Below are 18168 nucleotides of genomic sequence, written 5' to 3' on the forward strand. Positions count from 1 at the left end.
GCGGGACGCCGAGGTCCCGGCCGGCCCCGTACGGTCAGTGCAGCACCTCGAGGGCTCCCGGCTGGACCCGCACGCTCACCGGCAGCGCCGCGTCGACCTCGCCGTCCGCGCCGTAGGGGAGGGCCCGGTCGGCCTCGATGCGGATCTCCCTGCCCCGCAGCACCTCCACCTGGGGGCGCCGGACGTGCTCGCCCGTCTTGAGCTCGTTCATCACGGCGAAGAACAGCCGCTTGGGGGCGTGCCGGATCACGACGACGTCGAGCAGGCCGTCGTCGACCCGGGCGCCGGGGGCGATGCGGCGGCCGAAGCCGTAGAAGCCGGAGTTGGCCGCCACCACCGTGTAGCCGCGCCGCTCGTGGACCTCCCCGTCCACGGTGATGCGGTAGGCGGCGGGCCGCCAGGTCGCCACGGCGCGCAGGCCGCCCGCGTAGTAGGAGGCCGCGCCGCGCAGCAGCCGGGTGGTGTTGGCGTGGTGGTTGGCGACCGCGTCGATCCCCGCGTACACGCTGCCGAGCACCGACACCCCGGCGTGCGCGGCCGAGTCGACGCGGAGGGTGTCGACCGGCCGGGGCGCGCCGTGCAGCAGCAGGTCGGCCAGGGCCGGGGCGTCGGCGGGCAGGCCCAGGGCCCGGGCGAAGTCGTTGCCGCGGCCCGCCGGCACCAGGCCGAGGACGGAGCCGGTGCCGCTCAGGGCGCCGCCGACGCGGCCGGCCATGCCGTCGCCGCCGACGGCGAGGACCACGCGTCCCCGCTCGCCCGCCTGCCGTGCGAGGTCCCCGGCGTGCGCGAGACTGCGGCTGTACTGCGTGTCGAGCCCGGCCCCGGCCTCCCTCAGCAGCCGGGCCAGCGGAAGCAGGGCCGCCGTGCCGCTGGAACCGCCTGCGGCGGGATTGACGACCGCGGTGAACTGTCGCATGGATGCGCCTTTCGGGAGGCAGGGACGGTCGGGCGGAGCCGGGTCAGCGGCGGGGGAGGAGCACGCCCGGGTTGAGGATCCCGGACGGGTCGAGTGCGGCCTTGACGGCCTGCAGGACCCGGACGCCGACCGGTCCCGCCTCCCGCACGAACCAGTCCCGGTGGTCGGTCCCGACGCCGTGATGATGGCTGATGGTGCCGCCGGCCGCCAGGATCGCCTCGTTCGCCGCCCGCTTGGCCGGGGCCCAGTGGGCCACCGGGTCCGCGCCCTGGGCCGAGACCACGGTGAAGTACAGCGACGCGCCGTTCTCGTACACGTGCGAGATGTGGCACATGACCAGCGGCGGGGTGCCCGCCTCGGTGAGCGCCGAGGTGAGCGCCCGGCGCACCGCGTCGTGGAGCGCCGGGATCCCGGACCAGAACGTCGCGGTCTCCAGGGTCTCCGCGAACGCGCCCGCGTCCAGCAGCGCGTCGCGCAGGTACGGGGCGCTGTACCGGCCGCGGGCCCAGCGCTCGCCCGGTGCCTCGCTCGCGAACTCGCCGCCGCAGGCCAGCAGCACCTCCCGGGTGCGGGCCCGCCGCTCCGCGGTCTCCCCGGCGGTCCCCTCGTAGCCGGCGATCGCCATGCAGCCGGCCGGCGGCGCGGCGTCCGCGCGCCCGATCCCGTCCGGCTGGGCGAGGCCGACGAACGTCTCGGTCTCGTCCGACAGCCGCAGCACGGTGGGCCGCGGCCCGTCCTGGGCGAGCCGGCGCAGTGCCGCGGCGCCCGCCTCGAAGGAGGCGAAGCGCCAGCCCTCGTAGATCCGCGTCTGCGGCAGCGGCCGGATCCGCACGGTCACCGAGGTGATCACCCCGAGCGCGCCCTCGGAGCCGAGGACCAGCTGGCGCAGGTCGGGGCCCGCCGCCGAGCGCGGCGCGCGGCCGGCCTCCAGCGTGCCCTCGGGCGTGGCGACGGTCAGGCCGAGGACCATCTCGTCGAACCGGCCGTACCCCGCCGACGCCTGGCCGCTGGAGCGGGCCGCGGCGAAGCCGCCGATCGAGGCCCACTCGTAGGACTGCGGGAAGTGGCCCAGGGTGAAGCCCCGTCGGTTGAGGAGCGCCTCGGCCTGCGGGGCGCGCAGCCCGGGCTGGAGCGTGGCGGTGCGGGAGACCTCGTCGAGCGCGAGGAGCGCGTCCATGCGCCGCAGGTCCAGGGCGACGAAGGCGCGTTCGCCCTCGGGGGCGAGGCCGCCGACGACCGAGGTGCCGCCGCCGAACGGCACGACGGCCAGCCCGTGCCCGGCGCACACCCGCAGGACGGCCAGGACCTCGTCGTGGCTGCCCGGCAGGACGACGGCCGCCGGGGCGTCGTCGACCTCGCCGGCGCGGATGCGCAGCAGGTCGGGCGTGGACTTGCCGCGCGTGTGCCGGATGCGGCTCTCGGCGTCGGTGCGCACGTGCGCCGGGCCGCCGCAGCACGCGGCGAGGGCCTCGCGCGCCTCGCCGGTCAGCGGCGAGCCCGGTACGGCGATCGAGTCGAGGGGGGCCGGGGCCGTCCCGCGCGGTGCGACGCCGAGCAGGTCGCGCAGCAGGCCGATCACCGGGTCGGGCAGCGGGGCCGCCTCGGCCGGGTCGCCCCAGCCGCTCCACACCATGTCCACTTGGGCTGTTCCTCACCGTCGGATTCGCGGGCGCCGTGCCGGGCGGCCTGCACTGGCATTACACTGTGACAGATGACGCCCATTCGTCACAACCATTCGGACGCGGACCCGGTGCTCGACGCCGCGCGCGACTGCGTCCTCGCCGTCGGCGTACGCCGGACCACTCTCACCGACGTGGCCCGGCGCGCCGGTGTGTCCCGGATGACGCTCTACCGCCGCTGGCCCGACGTACGGACCCTGGTCGGCGACCTCATGACCAGGGAGTGGATCGCGCTCGCCGTCGACGCCATGCCCGCCCCCGACCCCACCGCCACGAGCCGGGCCCGGATCGTCGGCGGACTGGTCGCCGGAGTCGCCGCCTTCCGCGCCCACCCCCTCTTCCACAAGATCCTCGACGTCGACCCCGAACTGCTCCTGCCGTACGTGCTCGACCGCCGCGGCGCCAGCCAGGACGCCCTCCTCGGACTCATCGCCGGCGCCCTGCGCGAAGGGCACGCCGACGGATCCGTGCGCCGCGCCCCCGTCGACCGCCAGGCCCGTGCCCTGCTCCTGGTCGTGCAGTCCTTCACGCTCTCGCTGCGCACGATGACCGACGCGTCCGACCCCGAACTCACCGACGCCGCCTTCCTGGAAGAGCTGCGCACCCTCCTGGAGAGGACCCTCACCCCATGAGCAGCAGTCCCGGCCCCCGCCCGGCCGCCTCCTCGCTCAACGCCGGGCGCCGCGCCCGGGAACTCGCCGAGCTCGCCGACGGGGCCCACGTCGACGTCCTCGTCGTCGGCCTCGGCGCCACCGGCGCCGGAACCGCCCTCGACGCCGCCGCCCGCGGCCTGAGCGTCGCCGCGATCGACGCCCACGACCTCGCGTTCGGCACCTCCCGCTGGAGCTCCAAGCTCGTCCACGGCGGCCTGCGCTACCTCGCGAGCGGACAGCTCGGCGTCGCCCGCGAGAGCGCCGTCGAACGCGGCGTCCTCATGGAACGCACCGCGCCCCACCTGGTGCGCGCCCAGCCGTTCGTCCTGCCCCTCACCCCGCTCGTCCCGCCCGGACAGGCCGCACTCGCCCGGGCCGGGCTGCGGGCCGGCGACCTGCTGCGCGCCGCCGCCGGCACCTCACGCGCCACCCTGCCCGCCCCGCGCGCCCTCAGCGCCGTCGAGACCCGGCACATGGCCCCCGCCCTGCGCCCCACCGGACTGCGCGGCGGACTGCTCTCCTGGGACGGCCGGCTCAGCGACGACGCCCGCCTCGTCACGGCCGTCGCCCGCACCGCCGCCGCGCACGGCGCCCGGATCCTCACCCGCGCCCGCGCGCTCACCCTGGACGGCTCCGGCGCCCGGGTCCGGGACGAACTCACCGGCACCGAACTGGACATCCGGGCCCGCGCCGTCGTCAACGCCACCGGCGTCTGGGCCGCCGGACTCGTCGACGGCATCCGGCTGCGGCCCTCCCGCGGCACCCACCTCGTCCTGCGCTCCGACGCCCTCGGCGACCCGGCCGCCGGCCTGCACATACCGGTCCCGGGGGAGAGCAACCGCTTCGTGCTCGTCCTGCCCCAGGGCGACGGCCGGGTCTACGTCGGCCTCACCGACGAACCCGTGGACGGCGACGTCCCCGACGTGCCGGAGGCACCCGAGACCGACATCGGCTTCCTGCTCGACGTCCTCGGCTCCGCCCTCGACACCACCCTGCGACGCGACGACGTCGTCGGGGCGTTCGCCGGGCTGCGCCCCCTGCTCGACACCTCCGGCACGGCGGGCCCCGGCCGCACCGCCGACCTCTCCCGCCGGCACGCGGTGCTCACCTCGCCCGACGGCGTCGTCACCGTCATCGGCGGCAAGCTCACCACCTACCGGCGCATGGCGCAGGACGCCGTCGACGCCGCCGTCGCCGCACGCGCCCTCACCGCCGGCCCGTGCCGCACCACCGCCCTGCCGCTCGTCGGCGCCGCCGGCCGGGCCGCCCTCGCCGCCGTCGACGCGCCCCGCCGCCTCGTCCACCGCTACGGCACCGAGGCCCCGGCCGTCCACGCGCTCGCCCTCTCCGACCCGGAACTGGGCCGGCCCGTCGTCCCCGGCCACCCGGTCACCGGAGCCGAACTCCTGTGGGCCGTCCGCCACGAGGGCGCCCTCGACGCGTCCGACCTCCTGGACCGGCGCACCCGCATCGGCCTGGTCCCGCAGGACCGCGAGGCGGCCCGCACGGCCGCCGCCGGCATCCTCGGGGTCGCGAGCGGCACCGGCTGAGAACACCGGGCGGCGCGGGGCGGCGCCCGGCCGCGTCCCCGCCCCGCACCGACGGCTGCCGCACCGGAGCGGGGCCCGGCGGCGCCCCCCGCGCCGGGCCCCTGCGCCCGGGTCAGCCGGCAGCGCCCCCGGGCCCGACCGGCGTGTCCCCGGCCAGCGTGATGCGGTGCATGACGCGGTGCTGGTCGCCGTAGTCCCGGTTGGCGTAGTGGGCCGTGCTGCGGTTGTCCCACAGCGCGACGTCACCCGGCTGCCAGCGGTGCCGCACGACGTGCTCGGGCTTGGTGAGGTGGGCGTACAGGATGTCGAGGATGCCGCGGCTCTCGTGCTCCGAGACGCCCACGATGTGCGAGGTGAACCCGGGGTTCACGAACAGGCCCTTGCGGCCGCTCTCGGGGTGCACCCGCACCACCGGGTGCTCCACCGGCGTCAGCTGGGTGAACACCTCGCCCTCCCACAGGTTGCCGCGGCCCTGCCGGCGCTGGGCCAGGTAGTAGCCGAACTCGCGGGTGCCGTCGTGCACGGCGGTGAGCGTGTCGACGTACGCCCGCAGGCCCGGCGACAGCGACTCGTAGGCGAGCTGGCTGTCGGCCCAGTTGGTGTCGCCGCCGTTGGGCGGCAGCACCACGGCCCGCAGCACGGAGATCGCCGGGGGCCGCCGGACGAACGTCACGTCCGTGTGCCACACGTCGGCGAACCCGTTGTCCTGGCTGTCCAAGGAGTACACCTCGGGGGCCACGTCACCGGAGTCGTGGACGGGATGCCCGACGGTGACCTCGCCCAGGCGCCGGCCGAACTCGATCTGCGCGGCGTCGTCCAGGCCGTGCTGGCCGCGCACGAACAGCACCTTGTACCGCACCAGGGCCTCGCGCAGCGCGAGGACCTGGTCGTCGTCGAGACGCCCGAGGTCGATGCCGTGGATCTCGGCACCGAAGTGCGGGCCGAGTTCGACGATCGGCAGCTCGGTCACGGCGGGCCGCTCGCTCAGAATGCTCACGTGTGTCGTTCCTTTCCTGTGATCCGTGTACGTAGGTCAGGCCGCGGCGGCGGCCTTGACGGCGTGGGAGACCCGCGCGCGCAGCTCGGCGAACTCGGGGGAGCCGCGCAGCTCCTCGGCGTCGACGTCGCCGCGCGGCAGGGTGATCGGCAGGTCCAGGGCCACGGTCCCCGGACTCCTGGTCAGCACGACGATGCGGGAACCGAGGAACACCGCCTCGTCCGCGGAGTGCGTCACGAACACCGTGGTCCGCCCGGTCCGGTCGGTGACCCGCCGGACGTCCTCCTGGAGCCGCTCCCGGGTCAGCGCGTCCAGCGCCGCGAACGGCTCGTCCAGCAGGAAGAGCGGGTTCTCGGCGGCGAGCGCCCGGGCGATGGCGACGCGCTGCTGCTGGCCGCCGGAGATCTCCCAGATCCGCCGCGTCTCGGTGCCCTCCAGACCGACCCGGGCCAGCAACTCCGCCCGGCGCTCGGCCCACTGGGCGCGGTCCACCCCCGCGTACCGCAGCGCCAGGTCGATGTTGCCCCGCACGGTGCGCCACGGGAACAGCCGCGGTGTCTGGAACACCACGCCGGCCGCCCGGCCGGGCCGCGGCTCGGCGCCGGAGACCCGCACCGAGCCCTGGGTGGGCTGTTCGAAGCCGGCGATCAGCCGCAGCAGCGTGCTCTTGCCGCAGCCGGAGGCGCCCACCAGCACCAGGAACTCCCCGGCCGGAACGGTCAGGTCGACCGGCCCGACGGCGGTGAACGTCTCGCCGCCCCGCCCGTACCGGTGGGTGACCCGGTCGAGGCGGACGGCTCCGGCGGGCGCGGAGGAGTCCCCGTCCCGGGCCGCGGTGATCTCACTTGAGGACATCGGACAGCCCCTGGAGGTAGAAGGCCTTGCGGACGGCGTCCTCGGACGGCGCGGCGTCGATCTGCTGCTGGCCGGCCAGGAACCGGCCGGTGTCGGTGACGTACGTCAGCAGCTTGCCCGGGCCGTCCTCGGTGCCCAGCCAGTCGGCGGAGACCACCTGCTCCGGAGTGAGGAACACCCCCTGCTTCAGCTGCGCCCTGGCGTCCGCGGCGCTGATGCCGAGCTCGGCGGCGACGGCCTCGACGGAACCGTCCGGGTCGGACGCGAGCAGGCGCAGGGCCTCGGCCTCCGCGCTGCGCCAGGCGGCGATGGCCTGCGGGTCCCGGGCGATCAGGTCGTCGGAGACGACGGCCAGGTCGAGGGTCGGCTTGCCCGCCCCGCCGATCTCCTTGCTGCTGGTGAGCTGGGTGCCGGTCTTGCGCAGCTCGTCCAGGGTCGGCAGCCACACGTAGGCGGCGTCGATGTCGCCGCGCTGCCAGGCGGCGAGGACGGCCTGCGGCTGGAGGTCGACGAGCTTGACGTCGGAGGTCTTGAGGCCGGCCGTCTCCAGCGCCGCCAGCAGGCTGTAGTGCGAGGTGGAGGCGAACGGCGTGCCGATCGTCTTCCCCTTCAGCCCGGCGACCTCGGTGATCCCGGTGGCCTTGCGCACCACCAGGGCCTCGTTCTCCCCCGCGACGTCCAGGATCCACGCCACCTTGTACGGGATCGGCGAACTGCCGGACACCCCGCGCGCGAACGGGCTGGAGCCCAGCGCGGCGATGTCGAGGGACTTGCCGAGGAAGGCCTGGTTCACGCTGGCGCCGGAGTCGAACTTGATCCAGGTGATCGTGTGGTCCGGGAGCGCCTTCTCCAGCAGCTTCCTGTTCTTCACGATCAAGTCGCCGCTGGGGAAGGCGAAGTAGCCGATGCGCAGCCGCTTGGAGCCGGACGCCGACGCCTCGCTGTCCGAGGAGCAACCGGTGACGGCCGCGGAGACGGCGGCCAGGGCACCGGCGAGGAGGAGACGGCGGGACGGGCCTTGCGGGACACGGGACATGGCGGAGCCGTTTCTGTGCAAAGGGGAGGGGGAGAACGAGGAGGACGAGGGGGACGCTGATCTCACGCGCGGCCACGCCACGGCACGACCGCGCGTTCCAGCCGCAGCAGCAGGCCGTCGATGATCAGGCCGGAGACGCCGATGGCGACGATGCCGACGAGCACCACCGGGGTGTTGTTGTAGTTGGCGGCGTCCTTGACCATGCCGCCGATGCCGGGCAGGCCGTTGACCAGCTCGGCGGCGACGAGGGAGGAGTAGGCGACCCCGACCGCGAGCCGCACCCCGGTGAGCGTCTCCGGCAGGGCGGACGGCACGACGACGTCCTTGACGACGTCCCACCGTGACGCGCCGAGCGCCCGGGCCGCCTCGACCAGGCTCTTCGGCACGGCCGCGACCGCGGTGGTGGTGGACACCGCCACCGGCGGGAAGGCGGCCACCGCCAGCAGCGTGACCTTCGGCTCCTCGTTGATGCCCAGCCAGATGATGAGCAGCGAGAAGTACGCCAGCGGCGGCAGCGTCCGCAGGAAGGTGATCCAGGGCTCGAACAGCGAACGCACCCAGCCGACGGTGCCCATGAGCAGCCCGAACAGCACCCCGAGCGCGATGCCGAGGCCGGCTCCGACCGCGATGCGGCGCAGGCTGATGCCCAAGTGCTCGATCAGGTAGGTGCCGTTGTAGCCCCGCACGCCGTCGTGCGTGGTGGAGACGGTGACGAACGCGTCCCACACCTTGGCCGGCGGCGGGACCAGGGTCTCGCTCCACGTGCCGCTCGCCGCGAGCAGCTGCCACAGGACGAGGAACAGCAGCAGCGAGCCGGCCGGCAGTGCGACGGGGCGGAGACGCGCCCCCGTCTTCCCCGCGGGCGGGCGGGGTTCGGGCGGCACGTCGGCGGGTGCCGCCGGGGTATCGGGTTCGGACAGACGAGAAGTCGTGGACACGTGGCGTCCTCCAGGGGGCGCCGGGACATGAGCGGCTGCCGTCGACCGACAGGGGCGGCCGGCCCCGAGCGTGAGTGATGCTGAACGAAGCGGAGAGCGCACCCGGCGAGGGGGTGCGGGAACCGCGCCCGCCGGGTGAGGTCACCGGACGGCGGGGCGCGTCGGAGAAAGGCTAGATCAACAACAACACGAGCCCGCGCGTCGGCACAGGTCGATGACCAGGCGTCGCACCAAGAGCTCGGGAATCATGGCCTCTTTCTACCGCAGCCCCGGCTCGGCACCAAGGGGCGTCCACTTTCTGGAACGCGGGAGGACCGAGGGGCGGGAAGGAGCGTCAGTCCTCCTGCTCGTTGGGCATCACCTTGGTCACCTTGCCCGTGTGGTCCGCCGTCAGGTAGCCGGTCTGGCTGTACTTGTCGGAGAGGTAGGCCGACATGCCCTTCGGAGTGCCGAAGGTCGGGTCGGCTCCCCTCACCACGAGGTACCGCGAGGTGGCGTCCTTGACGTTCAGTTCCTTCTCCGCCCGCTCGAACAGGGCGGGAACGGCGTCCCAGTCGAAGTCGCCCGCGCGGAACGGGCTTTCCAGGGAGGTCACCGAGCCGCTGATGATGCCCTTCTTCGCCCCTTCCCCGGGCCGGTAGGTCCACGAGTCGTAGCGGGACTTGCTGCCGTCGACCATGACGTTGGCCGAGACGTACTGCGGATAGACGACGAGGCTGGACATCCGGTCGGTGCCCGTCTCGGCCTCGATCGCCGCCACGGCGGTGCGGATGCCGTCCGGGGTCAGCAGGTCCTCCGCGTCCTCGGCGGAGTCCGCCGGGCCGGCGGAGGTGCCGGAGCCCGCGGGCACGCCGGGCGTGCCCGTCGCGGCGGGCGTACGGGAACCGCTCGCGACCGCGCCCGGCGACGTGCCGCCCCCGGAGTCGCCGCCGTCGGGCAGGAACGTCCACACCAGCGCTCCGGCCAGCACCGCCGAGGCGACCGACGCGCCGGCGGCGAGGCCCCGCCGCCGGGCCCGCTCCCCGGGAGTACGGCGCCCGGCCACCGTGGCCGCACCGCCCGGGGCGTGGTCCCGCGGCTCGCCGACCGGCGGGGTGTCCCGCACGGCGTACGCGCCCGGGGACGGCGGGTACGCCGCGTACGGCGAGGACGGGGAGGCAGGCGTCGGCGCGGTGTGCGGAAGCGGTCCCGGCCACGGCACCGGACCGGCGGGCCGCGCGGCCGGCGGCGGGAGGCGGAACGAGTCCGTCCCGGCGTCCGCGGCCCCCGGCCCGCGCGGGTCCGGCGCCGGGCCCTCGGCGGCCTCGGCGAGCATCGCGTCGACGACGGCCGCGTCCGGCCGCCGGGCGGGGTCCTTGACCAGGACCGCGTCGAGCAGGGGCCGCAGCACACCGGCCCGGCGGGGCGGCGGCAGCTCCTCGTTCAGGACGGCCGCCAGGGTCGCCAGCGTGTTCCCCCTGCGCAGCGGATGGTCGCCCTCGACGGCGACGTACAGCATCATCGCGAGCGACCACAGGTCGGACTCCGGGCCGCCGTCGCCGCCGGTGATGCGCTCCGGGGCCATGTAGTCGGGTGTGCCGATGACCGATCCGGTGGCGGTCAGGGTGGCCGACTCGCGGATCGCCGCGATGCCGAAGTCGGTGAGCACGGGGCGCCCGTCGGCGCGCAGCAGGACGTTCGCGGGCTTCACGTCCCGGTGCTGGATCCCCGCCGCGTGCGCGGCGCGCAGCGCGCCGAGCACCTCACGGCCCAGCCGGGCGGCCTCGCGCGGTTCCATCGGGCCGCGGGCGAGCCGGTCGGCGAGCGAACCGCCGGTGACCAGTTCCATGACGAGCCAGGGATAGGCGTACGCGTCGCCGTCCACGACGTGGTGGATGGTGACGACGTTCGGGTGCTGGACACGGGCCAGCGCCCGGGCCTCGCGCAGCACGCGGGCCCGCAGCAGCGCCGCGGCCTGCGGGTCGTACTCGGCGAGCCCCGGGTCCGGCGGGCGCACCTCCTTCAGGGCGACGGCCCGGTCCAGGACGACGTCGCGCGCCCGCCACACCGTGCCCATGCCCCCGCCGCCGAGCCGCGCCTGAAGCTCGAACCGGCCGTCGATCACCCGTCTGCCGGGCTCCCCCTCGCTCATGGCCCGGAGCTTACGAGACCGGGGTGACACCGGGCGGCCCGGCCCCGGCCGCCGTGACGGCGGGCGTACGGGCGGGGGTCCGCGGGGCGTGCCGCGGGTCTATAGGGTGAGCCCGGTGGACGAGGCGATCGGGCTCAAAGAGGTGGCGGAACGAGCCGGTGTGTCCATGCGGACGGTCTCCAACGTCGTCCGCGGCACCGGGCGGTTCTCGGAAGCCACCCGCGAGCGGGTCATGCGGGCCGTCGAGGAGCTCGGCTACCGCCCGAACACCGCGGCACGGCGGCTGCGCACCGGCCGCAGCGGGGTGCTGCTGCTGGCCGTGCCCGAGCTGACCATGCCGTACTTCGCGGAACTCGCCTCGCACCTGCTGCGCCAGGCCGCCGCGCGCGACTGCACCCTGCTCGTGGAGGCCACCGGCGGGCGCCCGGAGGTGGAGCTGGAACTGGCTCTGGGCCGGACCGACCCGCTGGTCGACGGCGTCATCCTCAGCCCGCTCGCCCTGGACGACGCGGCCGCCTCGCGGGCGGCGGCCCGCACCCCCCTCGTGCTGCTCGGCGAGCGCGTGCACGCACTGGCCTGTCCGCACGTCACCATCGACAACACCGCCGCGGCGCGGGAGGCGACCGCCCACCTGCTGTCCCGGGGCAGGCGCCGGATCGCCGCGATCGGCCGGCAGACCGTGCCGCACGCGGCCACCTCGGCCACCCGGCTGGCGGGCTTCCGCCAGGGCCTGGCCGCCGCCGGGCTCGTCTACGACGAGGCGTACGCCCCCGCCGTCGACGCCTACCACCGGGCGGACGGCGCGCGGGCCATGCGGGCCCTGCTCGACCTGCCCGAGCCGCCCGACGGCGTGTTCTGCTTCGCCGACGCGCTCGCCGAGGGCGCGCTGCACGCCGTGCGCGAGCGCGGGCTGGACGTCCCGGGGGACGTCGCCGTCGTCGGCTTCGACGACGTGGAGGAGGCCCGCTACACGGCGCCGCCGCTCACCACCGTCGCCCCCGACAAGCGGGAGCTGGCGCGGCTCGCCCTCACGGCCCTGCTCGACCGGGTGCAGCGGCCGGAGGCCCGCACGGGCACGCCCGCGGTCCTGCTGGCCGGCCACGAACTCGTCGTGCGGGCCAGTACCTGAGCGCCCGCCCCGCCGCACCCCGGCGGCCCGGCCCGCGTCAGCCGCGGACGGCCCCCGCCGTCATCCCCGACACGAAGTACCTCTGCAGCAGCAGGTAGACGACGACCACCGGCGCCGACGCGATGACCACCCCCGCGAACAGCAGCGGGTACTGCGTCAGGAACTCGCCCTGGAAGTCGAGCAGGGCCAGCGGCAGGGTGCGGTGCTCCTGGGAGCGGATGAACAGCAGCGGGTAGAGCAGGTCGTTCCAGTCCATGACGAACAGGAAGATGCCCGTGGTGGCCAGCGCCGGCCTGGTCAGGGGCAGGGCGATCGACACGAAGGCGCGCAGCGGTCCCGCCCCGTCCAGCTCGGCGGCCTCGTACAGCTCCTCCGGGACGGTGCGCAGGAAGCTGCCCAGGATGAAGACCGCGGTCGGCAGCGTCATCGTGGTCTCGACGAGGATCAGCCCGAGCAGGCTGTCGGTCAGGCCCAGCCGGTCGAACAGCACGTACTGGGGCACGATCGCCGCCTGCGCCGGCACGGCCAGGCCCGCGACGAGGACGCCGAACACCGCCCAGCCCGCCCGTCCCGGCACCCGGGCGCAGAAGAACGCCGCGAGCGCCGCCACGACCAGGGTCGACAGCACGCCGCCCGCCGTGACGACCAGGCTGTTGCGGAACGCCGTGCCCAGCCCGCCCTCCCGCACCGCCCGGCGGTAGTTGCCCAGGTCCGGCGACCCGGGAGGCGCGAGGGGCGCGTCGAACAGCTGCGGCAGGCTCTTGAAGCTGCCGAACACCACGACGAGCAGGGGGACGACGACGAGGGCCGCTCCGAGCAGGAGCAGCAGGGGGCGTACGGTCTTGTGCAGCACGTCAGGTTCTCCGTAGCGCGCGCCGCTGCACCCAGGTGAGCAGCGCGATGAGCAGCATGAACACCAGGGACTGGGCAGCCGCGTAGCCGAACTGGTTGTTGGAGAAGGTGGTGTAGATCCGGGTCGAGAGCAGGTCGAGCGCCGGGTTCGGGGGATTGCCGCCGAGACCGAGCACGAGGTCGAACGCCTTGAACGACTGCACCGTGGTGTAGGCCAGCACGATGCCGGTGGCCGGGGCCACCAGCGGCCAGGTGATGTGGCGGAAGCGCGCGGCCCGCCCCGCCCCGTCCAGCTCGGCGGCCTCGTACAGCTCGCGCGGGATCGCCTGGAGCCCGGCGATGTAGACCACCATCATCTGCCCGGCGTGGAACCACACCTGGGTCAGCGCCAGCCAGAACACCGCCTTGCCGGGGTCGCCCAGGTACACGGACTGCGCCGCGTCCAGGCCGGCCGCGCGCAGCAGCGAGTTGAGCAGCCCGCCGTCGGGGTCGTAGACGAACCGCCACACGAAGGCCACCGACACCGACGACAGCACGGTCGGCAGGAAGAACAGGGCCCGCAGGAAGACGGAGGCCCTCGTGGTGCGCACCAGGTACAGGGCGAGGAGCAGGGCCAGCGCCGTCTGGGCGAGGACGACCGTGACGGTCAGCTTCAGGTTGTTCTCCGCCGCGTTGCGGAACACGTCGTCGCCGGTGGCGAGCCGGGTGAAGTTGTCCAGGCCGACGGTGTGGTAGGAGGTGCTGTAGCCGTCCCAGTCGGTGAGCGCGTACTGGGCCGCCTGCACGGTCGGGTAGGCGAAGAAGAACAGGTACAGGGCCAGCGCGGGCACCGGGAAGAACCACAGTGCCCGCGTCGCACGCCGGCTACGCGCGCTTCTGGTCGATGACACGCTGTGCCTCCTCGGCCGCCCGCTCCGGCTCGGTGCCGCCGACGACCGCCACCGTGGCGTTCTCCACCGCCGTACGGATGTCGAGGTCGAGGAACTGGAAGCGCGGCGCGAGCAGGGTCTTGCGCTTCAGCCAGGGTGAGACCGCCTTCAGGTCGGCGTTGGTGTACTCGACGCCGTCCACCGTGACGTGCTGGCCGGTGCCGTCGGCGTAGCGGCCGGCGTGCTCCGGGTCGCTGAGGAACTCCAGGAAGGCGTACGCGGCCGGCTGCACGGTGGAGGCGCTGTTCACGCCGAGGATGAACGTGGTGTTGAAGACGCCCTCGTACCGGGCCTCGGCCGCGGTGGTGGTGATGGGCGCGACCAGGTCGAAGGGGAACTTCGCGCCGAGCGCGCGGACGCCCGCCATCTGGAAGGAGCCCGTCGCGAGCAGACCGGCCCTGCCCTGCGCGAACAACTGGGTGACGGCGTCGGTGCTGGAGCCGGTCGCGCGGGCCTGGAAGTACGGCGTCAGCTCGGCGTACTGCCGCAGCGTGGTGAGGAACCAGTCGTCGGTCACCTTGTACCGGCCCGACTCGATCCGGGTGAAGGCGTCGTCGCCGGGCGCGTTGTTCATGACCATGACGTTGAGCAGCTGCCCGGCGTTGGCCGAGTCCCCGCCCGGCCAGGCGATCGGCGTGTAGCCCTTGGACTTGAGGTCGTCGAGGAGCTGGAGGAAGCCGTCCCAGTCGCGGGGTGCCGAGGTGTGCCCCGCCTTGTCGAGCGCGTCGGTGTTGGCCAGCGGCATGTTGAACACCAGCTGGTAGGGCAGCCCGTACACGACCCCTTCGCGGGTGCCGGGGCCGATGAGGTTCTTCTGGTAGGCGTCCACCAGCGGGGTGCCGGTGAGCGGGGCGTACACACCGGCCTTGACGAGCTGCTCGAACTGCGCGCCGCGGAAGGCGGTGAACACGTCGCCGGTCTTCGACCCGCGGATCCTGCGCAGGGCGGTCGACTGGTAGTCGGCGGAGGGGGAGATGTCCTGGGTGACGGCGGCGTCGGGGTGCTGCCGGGTGAACGCGGCGACGAGCTCGGCCAGGACGGCCTTGTCCTCGGCCCGCCAGTGGGCGAAGGAGACCGTGCCCTTGACCGCGCCGCCGGTGGCGAGCGCGGAGGGCGAGCCGCCGGAGGACGGGCCGGAGCCCGAGCCGCCGGGTCCGGCGCAGGCGGCGGCGGTCAGGCCGAGGCCGGCGCCGGCGAACAGGCGCAGGGCGGCCCGTCTGTCGAGTGTGCGGGAGAGGGACATGGAAGGGCTCCAGCTGGGTGCGGTGGGAAGGGGGAGGTGGGAGCTGGGTGGGGAGGGGGCCGGCCGGGCGTCAGGCCGCGGCGAGGGAGTCCGCCCCGGCGAGCAGCGGCCGTACGCACTCGCCGAAGCGGATCGCCTCTTCGAGGTGCGGCTGCCCGGACAGGACGAAGTGCTCGATCCCGAGACCGGCGTACTCCCGGATGCGGGCGGCGACTTGCTCGTGGCTGCCGACCAGGGCGGTGCCGGCGCCCGGGCGGACCAGTCCGAAGCCCGCCCACAGGTTGGGGTGGATCTCCAGGCCGTCCGTGCGGCCGCCGTGGAGCGCGGCCATGGCCCGCTGGCCGGCGGACTCGGAGGCGCTGAAGCGCGCGTGGGCGGCGGCGACGGCCGCCGGGTCGAGCGTCGCCAGGATGCGGTCCGCCTCGGCCCAGGCCTCCTCGGCGGTGTCGCGGCTGATGACGTGCAGCCGTATGCCGTAGGACAGTTCGCGGCCCTGGCGGGCGGCGAGCTCGCGCACCCTGCCGATCTTGCGGGCGACGGCGGCCGGGGGCTCGCCCCAGGTCAGGTAGGTGTCGGCGTGGCGGGCAGCGACCGGGAGCGCCGCGGCCGACGAGCCGCCGAAGAAGACCTGCGGGGGTGCGGCCGGGGGCCGGCGCAGCCGCCCGCCGGCCACCCGGTAGTGGACGCCGTCGAAGTCGTACGGCTCACCGCTCCACGCGCCGCGCAGCAGCGTCAGGAACTCGTCGGTGCGGGCGTAGCGCGCGTCGTGGTCGAGGAAGTCGCCGTAGGAGCGCTGCTCGTCGGCGTCGCTGCCGGTGACGATGTTGAGCAGCAGCCGCCCGCCCGACAGCCGCTGGTAGGTGGCGGCCATCTGGGCGGCGAGCGGCGGTGCGATCACCCCCGGGCGGAACGCGACCAGGAACTTGAGGCGGGTGGTCTGCGGGATGAGCGCGGCCGTGGTCAGCCAGGAGTCCTCGCAGTCGCTGCCCGTCGGGGTGAGCACGGCCTCGAACCCGGCCGACTCGGCGGCGCGGGCCACCTGCGCGAGGTAGTCGAGGGTGGGGGGACGGCTCGTGGCGCGGGACTGCAGGGAGTCGCGTGCGGTCACGCCGACCACGGAGCGGTCGTCTCCGGTGGTGGGCAGGAACCAGTGCAGACGCACGGTCATGGGGTGCTCCGAAGGATGGGCGGATCAAGCTCGGGGGAGGGAGGAAGGGGAGAGGGGAGGCCGGGTGCGGGCAGCCGACGGGAGGGGATTCAACGTTGAACCAGAGCCCGGACGGTGGCACCGCGGCAAGAGGCGTTCTCGGGAACCGGCGTACGCCGGCGAGGGGCGCGAGGGATCAGCTACACAGCGCGGTGGCGACCCTGAGCAGGTCGATGTGCGCGCGCTTCACCAGCTCGACGTCAGAACCCATGGCCAGGGACTATACACAGCGCGACGGATGGGGCGGGGGTGGTCTCGGTCCATGGACGGGCCGGGGTGCGTGCGGACGCCACCGGACGGGGCGGCCGGCGACGGACGCCCGCGCTCGGCAGGCGTGACGGGGTGTCACCGGGCGCCCGCCTTCCGGAAGGCGCGACCCGGGGCCCCGGACGCCCGCCCGGCTCGTTGACACCCTCGCGCACCGCGTGCTTGCATCGCGCCATGCCGCCGCTGGAGCCTCTGACGCGCCGCCGTACCGTGGACTTCGTCCGCGTTGCCGCCGCGCTGTGTCGGCTCCCCGTCTGATCCCGCCTTTCGGGCCGCGCCGCGAACGGCCCTGCCCGCGGCGCTCGTCGACGGCCACGGCCCGCCGGCGACCGCCCCGGACGCGCCGTGCCCGCGCGGCCCGCCCGCTCGCGGGTCCGCCCTTGCGCAGATCGCCCAGCCGCACACCCGCCCTCCCGCACCTCCGGCCTCCCGCACCTCCGGCCTCCCACTGACGACGAGGACCGCCATGCCCGCATCAGCCGTTCCCGCCCCCCGCCCCGCCGGCGGCTCCGACGAAGCCGCCTATGACCGCCGCAGGCTGCGCCAGTGGCTCGCCGGGGACGCCCGGGCGGACGGCGTCAGCCGCCGCCGGCTGCTCACCCTGCTCGCCGCGACGGCCGCCGCCACCGCACTCCCGGCGCCGGGCCCGGCCCGCGCCGCCGGCACCCCGATCGTCAAACCGCTGCCGCCCGAGTGGTTCATCCAGCGCGGCACCAACGCCGAGACCCGCTGGGAGGCCCTGCGCGGCACCGGCCACCACACCCCCAACGAACTGTTCTTCGTACGCAACCACACCTCCACCCCCGTCCTGGAGGCGGACGACTGGCGGCTGCGGCTGTGGGGCAGCGGGCTGCGGGGGACGCCCGGCGAGGACCGGCCGGTGGAGTTCGGGTACGACGACCTGCGCGCGCTGCCCTCGGTCACCCGGACCGCGTTCGTCGAGTGCGCCGGGAACGGCCGCAGCTCCTACACGACCCAGCAGGGCGAGACGGTCTCCGGCACCGCGTGGACGCTCGGCGCGGTCGGTGTCGCCCGCTGGCGCGGGGTGCCCCTGGCCGACGTCCTGCGCAGGGCCGGACTGTCCTCCCGCGCCGTGGACGTCCAGCCGCGCGGCCTGGACGCCGAGTACGTCAGCGGCGGGGAGAACCTCGGCCGGGTGCGCCGCCCGCTGCCGCTGGCCAAGGCGCTGAACGACGTCCTGCTCGCCTACGAGATGAACGGGGAGCCGCTGCCCCCCGACCACGGGTATCCGGTGCGGGTGCTGGTGCCCTCGTGGGTGGGGATCTCGTCGATCAAGTGGGTCGGTGACATCGAGGTGTCCGCGCAGCCGCTGTTCTCCCCGTGGAATACCACGTTCTACCGGCTGTTCGGCCCGGCGTACCCGGCGGAGGGGAGCGCGCCGCTGACCCGGCAGACGATCAAGAGCGCCTTCGAGCTGGCGAGCGGCGCCACCTTCCCGGTGGGGGAGGGCCGGGTGCTGCACGGCCGGTCCTGGTCGGGCGCGGGCGCCATCGCGCGGGTCGACGTCAGCACCGACGGCGGCACGAGCTGGCGCCGGGCCCGGCTGCACGACCGGCCCCGTGCCGACACCTGGACCCGGTGGTCCGTCACCTGGACGCCCGGCGCGCCCGGTCCCACCCAGCTCCTGGCCCGCGCCACCGACACGGCGGGCCGCACCCAGCCGGACGTCGCCGTGCCCAACACGCAGGGCTATCTGTTCGACGCGGTGGTGCGGCATCCGGTGAGCGTGATCTGACCCCGGCCCCCTGCCGCCCTCCCGTCGTCA

The 18168-nt window shown here is 74.9% G+C and carries 16 protein-coding genes; 4 read left to right on the forward strand and 12 right to left on the reverse strand.

All coding sequences use genetic code 11. From position 1 onward, the window contains the following. Positions 1-34: 34 nt before the first annotated feature. Positions 35-916: a diacylglycerol/lipid kinase family protein gene (locus ACIF8T_RS36885; protein WP_400041398.1), complete on the reverse strand. Its 882-nt coding sequence runs from the start codon at positions 914-916 to the stop codon at positions 35-37. Positions 917-959: 43 nt separating this feature from the next. Beyond that, on the reverse strand, positions 960-2555 hold the full coding sequence (locus tag ACIF8T_RS36890; protein WP_400041399.1) for an FAD-binding oxidoreductase: 1596 nt from the start codon (positions 2553-2555) through the stop codon (positions 960-962). Positions 2556-2627: 72 nt separating this feature from the next. On the opposite strand from ACIF8T_RS36890, the gene ACIF8T_RS36895 reads away from it, so the two are divergent. Together ACIF8T_RS36895 and ACIF8T_RS36900 are read left to right on the forward strand one after the other, a co-directional pair. Continuing rightward, entirely contained in the window at positions 2628-3227 is a 600-nt protein-coding gene (locus ACIF8T_RS36895) for a TetR/AcrR family transcriptional regulator (protein WP_400041400.1), read from the forward strand. After that, the gene (locus tag ACIF8T_RS36900) at positions 3224-4798 is read left to right on the forward strand and encodes a glycerol-3-phosphate dehydrogenase/oxidase (RefSeq protein ID WP_400041402.1); all 1575 of its coding nucleotides are present in this window, start codon (positions 3224-3226) and stop codon (positions 4796-4798) included. Before ACIF8T_RS36895 ends, ACIF8T_RS36900 begins: the two co-directional genes overlap by 4 nt. A gap of 112 nt (positions 4799-4910) precedes the next feature. Here the strand turns inward: ACIF8T_RS36900 and ACIF8T_RS36905 are convergent, their stop codons facing one another. From ACIF8T_RS36905 to ACIF8T_RS36925, 5 genes are all read right to left on the reverse strand, one after another. Then, the gene (locus ACIF8T_RS36905) at positions 4911-5795 is read right to left on the reverse strand and encodes a TauD/TfdA dioxygenase family protein (RefSeq protein WP_400041404.1); all 885 of its coding nucleotides are present in this window, start codon (positions 5793-5795) and stop codon (positions 4911-4913) included. Positions 5796-5831: 36 nt separating this feature from the next. After that, positions 5832-6650, reverse strand: coding sequence for an ABC transporter ATP-binding protein (locus tag ACIF8T_RS36910; RefSeq protein ID WP_400041405.1), 819 nt, complete (start codon positions 6648-6650; stop codon positions 5832-5834). After that, a complete protein-coding gene (locus tag ACIF8T_RS36915) occupies positions 6637-7686 on the reverse strand; it encodes an ABC transporter substrate-binding protein (RefSeq protein WP_400041407.1) in 1050 nt (349 codons plus the stop codon). Before ACIF8T_RS36915 ends, ACIF8T_RS36910 begins: the two co-directional genes overlap by 14 nt. A gap of 62 nt (positions 7687-7748) precedes the next feature. Further along, a complete protein-coding gene (locus ACIF8T_RS36920) occupies positions 7749-8570 on the reverse strand; it encodes an ABC transporter permease (RefSeq protein WP_400041450.1) in 822 nt (273 codons plus the stop codon). A 388-nt stretch (positions 8571-8958) separates the two neighbouring features. Beyond that, the gene (locus tag ACIF8T_RS36925; RefSeq protein ID WP_400041409.1) at positions 8959-10755 is read right to left on the reverse strand and encodes a protein kinase; all 1797 of its coding nucleotides are present in this window, start codon (positions 10753-10755) and stop codon (positions 8959-8961) included. 115 nt (positions 10756-10870) lie between these two features. On the opposite strand from ACIF8T_RS36925, the gene ACIF8T_RS36930 reads away from it, so the two are divergent. Continuing rightward, the gene (locus ACIF8T_RS36930; RefSeq protein WP_400041410.1) at positions 10871-11884 is read left to right on the forward strand and encodes a LacI family DNA-binding transcriptional regulator; all 1014 of its coding nucleotides are present in this window, start codon (positions 10871-10873) and stop codon (positions 11882-11884) included. A 37-nt stretch (positions 11885-11921) separates the two neighbouring features. On the opposite strand, the gene ACIF8T_RS36935 is transcribed toward ACIF8T_RS36930, so the two are convergent. The 5 genes from ACIF8T_RS36935 to ACIF8T_RS36955 all read right to left on the reverse strand — a co-directional run bounded on the left by ACIF8T_RS36935 (position 11922) and on the right by ACIF8T_RS36955 (position 16326). After that, the gene (locus ACIF8T_RS36935; protein WP_400041412.1) at positions 11922-12737 is read right to left on the reverse strand and encodes a carbohydrate ABC transporter permease; all 816 of its coding nucleotides are present in this window, start codon (positions 12735-12737) and stop codon (positions 11922-11924) included. 1 nt (position 12738) lies between these two features. After that, positions 12739-13626, reverse strand: coding sequence for a carbohydrate ABC transporter permease (locus ACIF8T_RS36940; RefSeq protein ID WP_400041414.1), 888 nt, complete (start codon positions 13624-13626; stop codon positions 12739-12741). After that, positions 13601-14908 (reverse strand): ABC transporter substrate-binding protein, encoded by a 1308-nt coding sequence (locus ACIF8T_RS36945; RefSeq protein ID WP_400041416.1) that lies wholly within the window; start codon positions 14906-14908, stop codon positions 13601-13603. The genes ACIF8T_RS36940 and ACIF8T_RS36945 overlap by 26 nt, the downstream gene beginning before the upstream one ends. A gap of 70 nt (positions 14909-14978) precedes the next feature. Next, a complete protein-coding gene (locus ACIF8T_RS36950; protein ID WP_400041418.1) occupies positions 14979-16076 on the reverse strand; it encodes an LLM class flavin-dependent oxidoreductase in 1098 nt (365 codons plus the stop codon). Between the two features lie 175 nt (positions 16077-16251). After that, on the reverse strand, positions 16252-16326 hold the full coding sequence (locus tag ACIF8T_RS36955) for a putative leader peptide (protein ID WP_400041451.1): 75 nt from the start codon (positions 16324-16326) through the stop codon (positions 16252-16254). 522 nt (positions 16327-16848) lie between these two features. Here ACIF8T_RS36955 and ACIF8T_RS36960 point away from each other — a divergent pair. Continuing rightward, positions 16849-18138: a sulfite oxidase gene (locus ACIF8T_RS36960; protein WP_400041419.1), complete on the forward strand. Its 1290-nt coding sequence runs from the start codon at positions 16849-16851 to the stop codon at positions 18136-18138. Positions 18139-18168: the final 30 nt, after the last annotated feature.

The sequence above is a fragment of the Streptomyces sp. NPDC085946 genome, from assembly GCF_044540485.1.
Classification (GTDB): Bacteria; Actinomycetota; Actinomycetes; order Streptomycetales; family Streptomycetaceae; genus Streptomyces.

Excerpts from the sequence above, each read along its gene's own strand:
- ACIF8T_RS36900 (WP_400041402.1), top strand. The coding sequence starts at position 3,224 with ATGAGCAGCAGTCCCGGCCCCCGCCCGGCCGCCTCCTCGCTCAACGCC.
- ACIF8T_RS36960 (WP_400041419.1), top strand. The coding sequence starts at position 16,849 with ATGCCCGCATCAGCCGTTCCCGCCCCCCGCCCCGCCGGCGGCTCCGAC.
- ACIF8T_RS36895 (WP_400041400.1), top strand. The coding sequence starts at position 2,628 with ATGACGCCCATTCGTCACAACCATTCGGACGCGGACCCGGTGCTCGAC.
- ACIF8T_RS36925 (WP_400041409.1), bottom strand. The coding sequence starts at position 10,755 with ATGAGCGAGGGGGAGCCCGGCAGACGGGTGATCGACGGCCGGTTCGAG.
- ACIF8T_RS36945 (WP_400041416.1), bottom strand. The coding sequence starts at position 14,908 with ATGTCCCTCTCCCGCACACTCGACAGACGGGCCGCCCTGCGCCTGTTC.
- ACIF8T_RS36910 (WP_400041405.1), bottom strand. The coding sequence starts at position 6,650 with ATGTCCTCAAGTGAGATCACCGCGGCCCGGGACGGGGACTCCTCCGCG.
- ACIF8T_RS36950 (WP_400041418.1), bottom strand. The coding sequence starts at position 16,076 with ATGACCGTGCGTCTGCACTGGTTCCTGCCCACCACCGGAGACGACCGC.
- ACIF8T_RS36915 (WP_400041407.1), bottom strand. The coding sequence starts at position 7,686 with ATGTCCCGTGTCCCGCAAGGCCCGTCCCGCCGTCTCCTCCTCGCCGGT.
- ACIF8T_RS36885 (WP_400041398.1), bottom strand. The coding sequence starts at position 916 with ATGCGACAGTTCACCGCGGTCGTCAATCCCGCCGCAGGCGGTTCCAGC.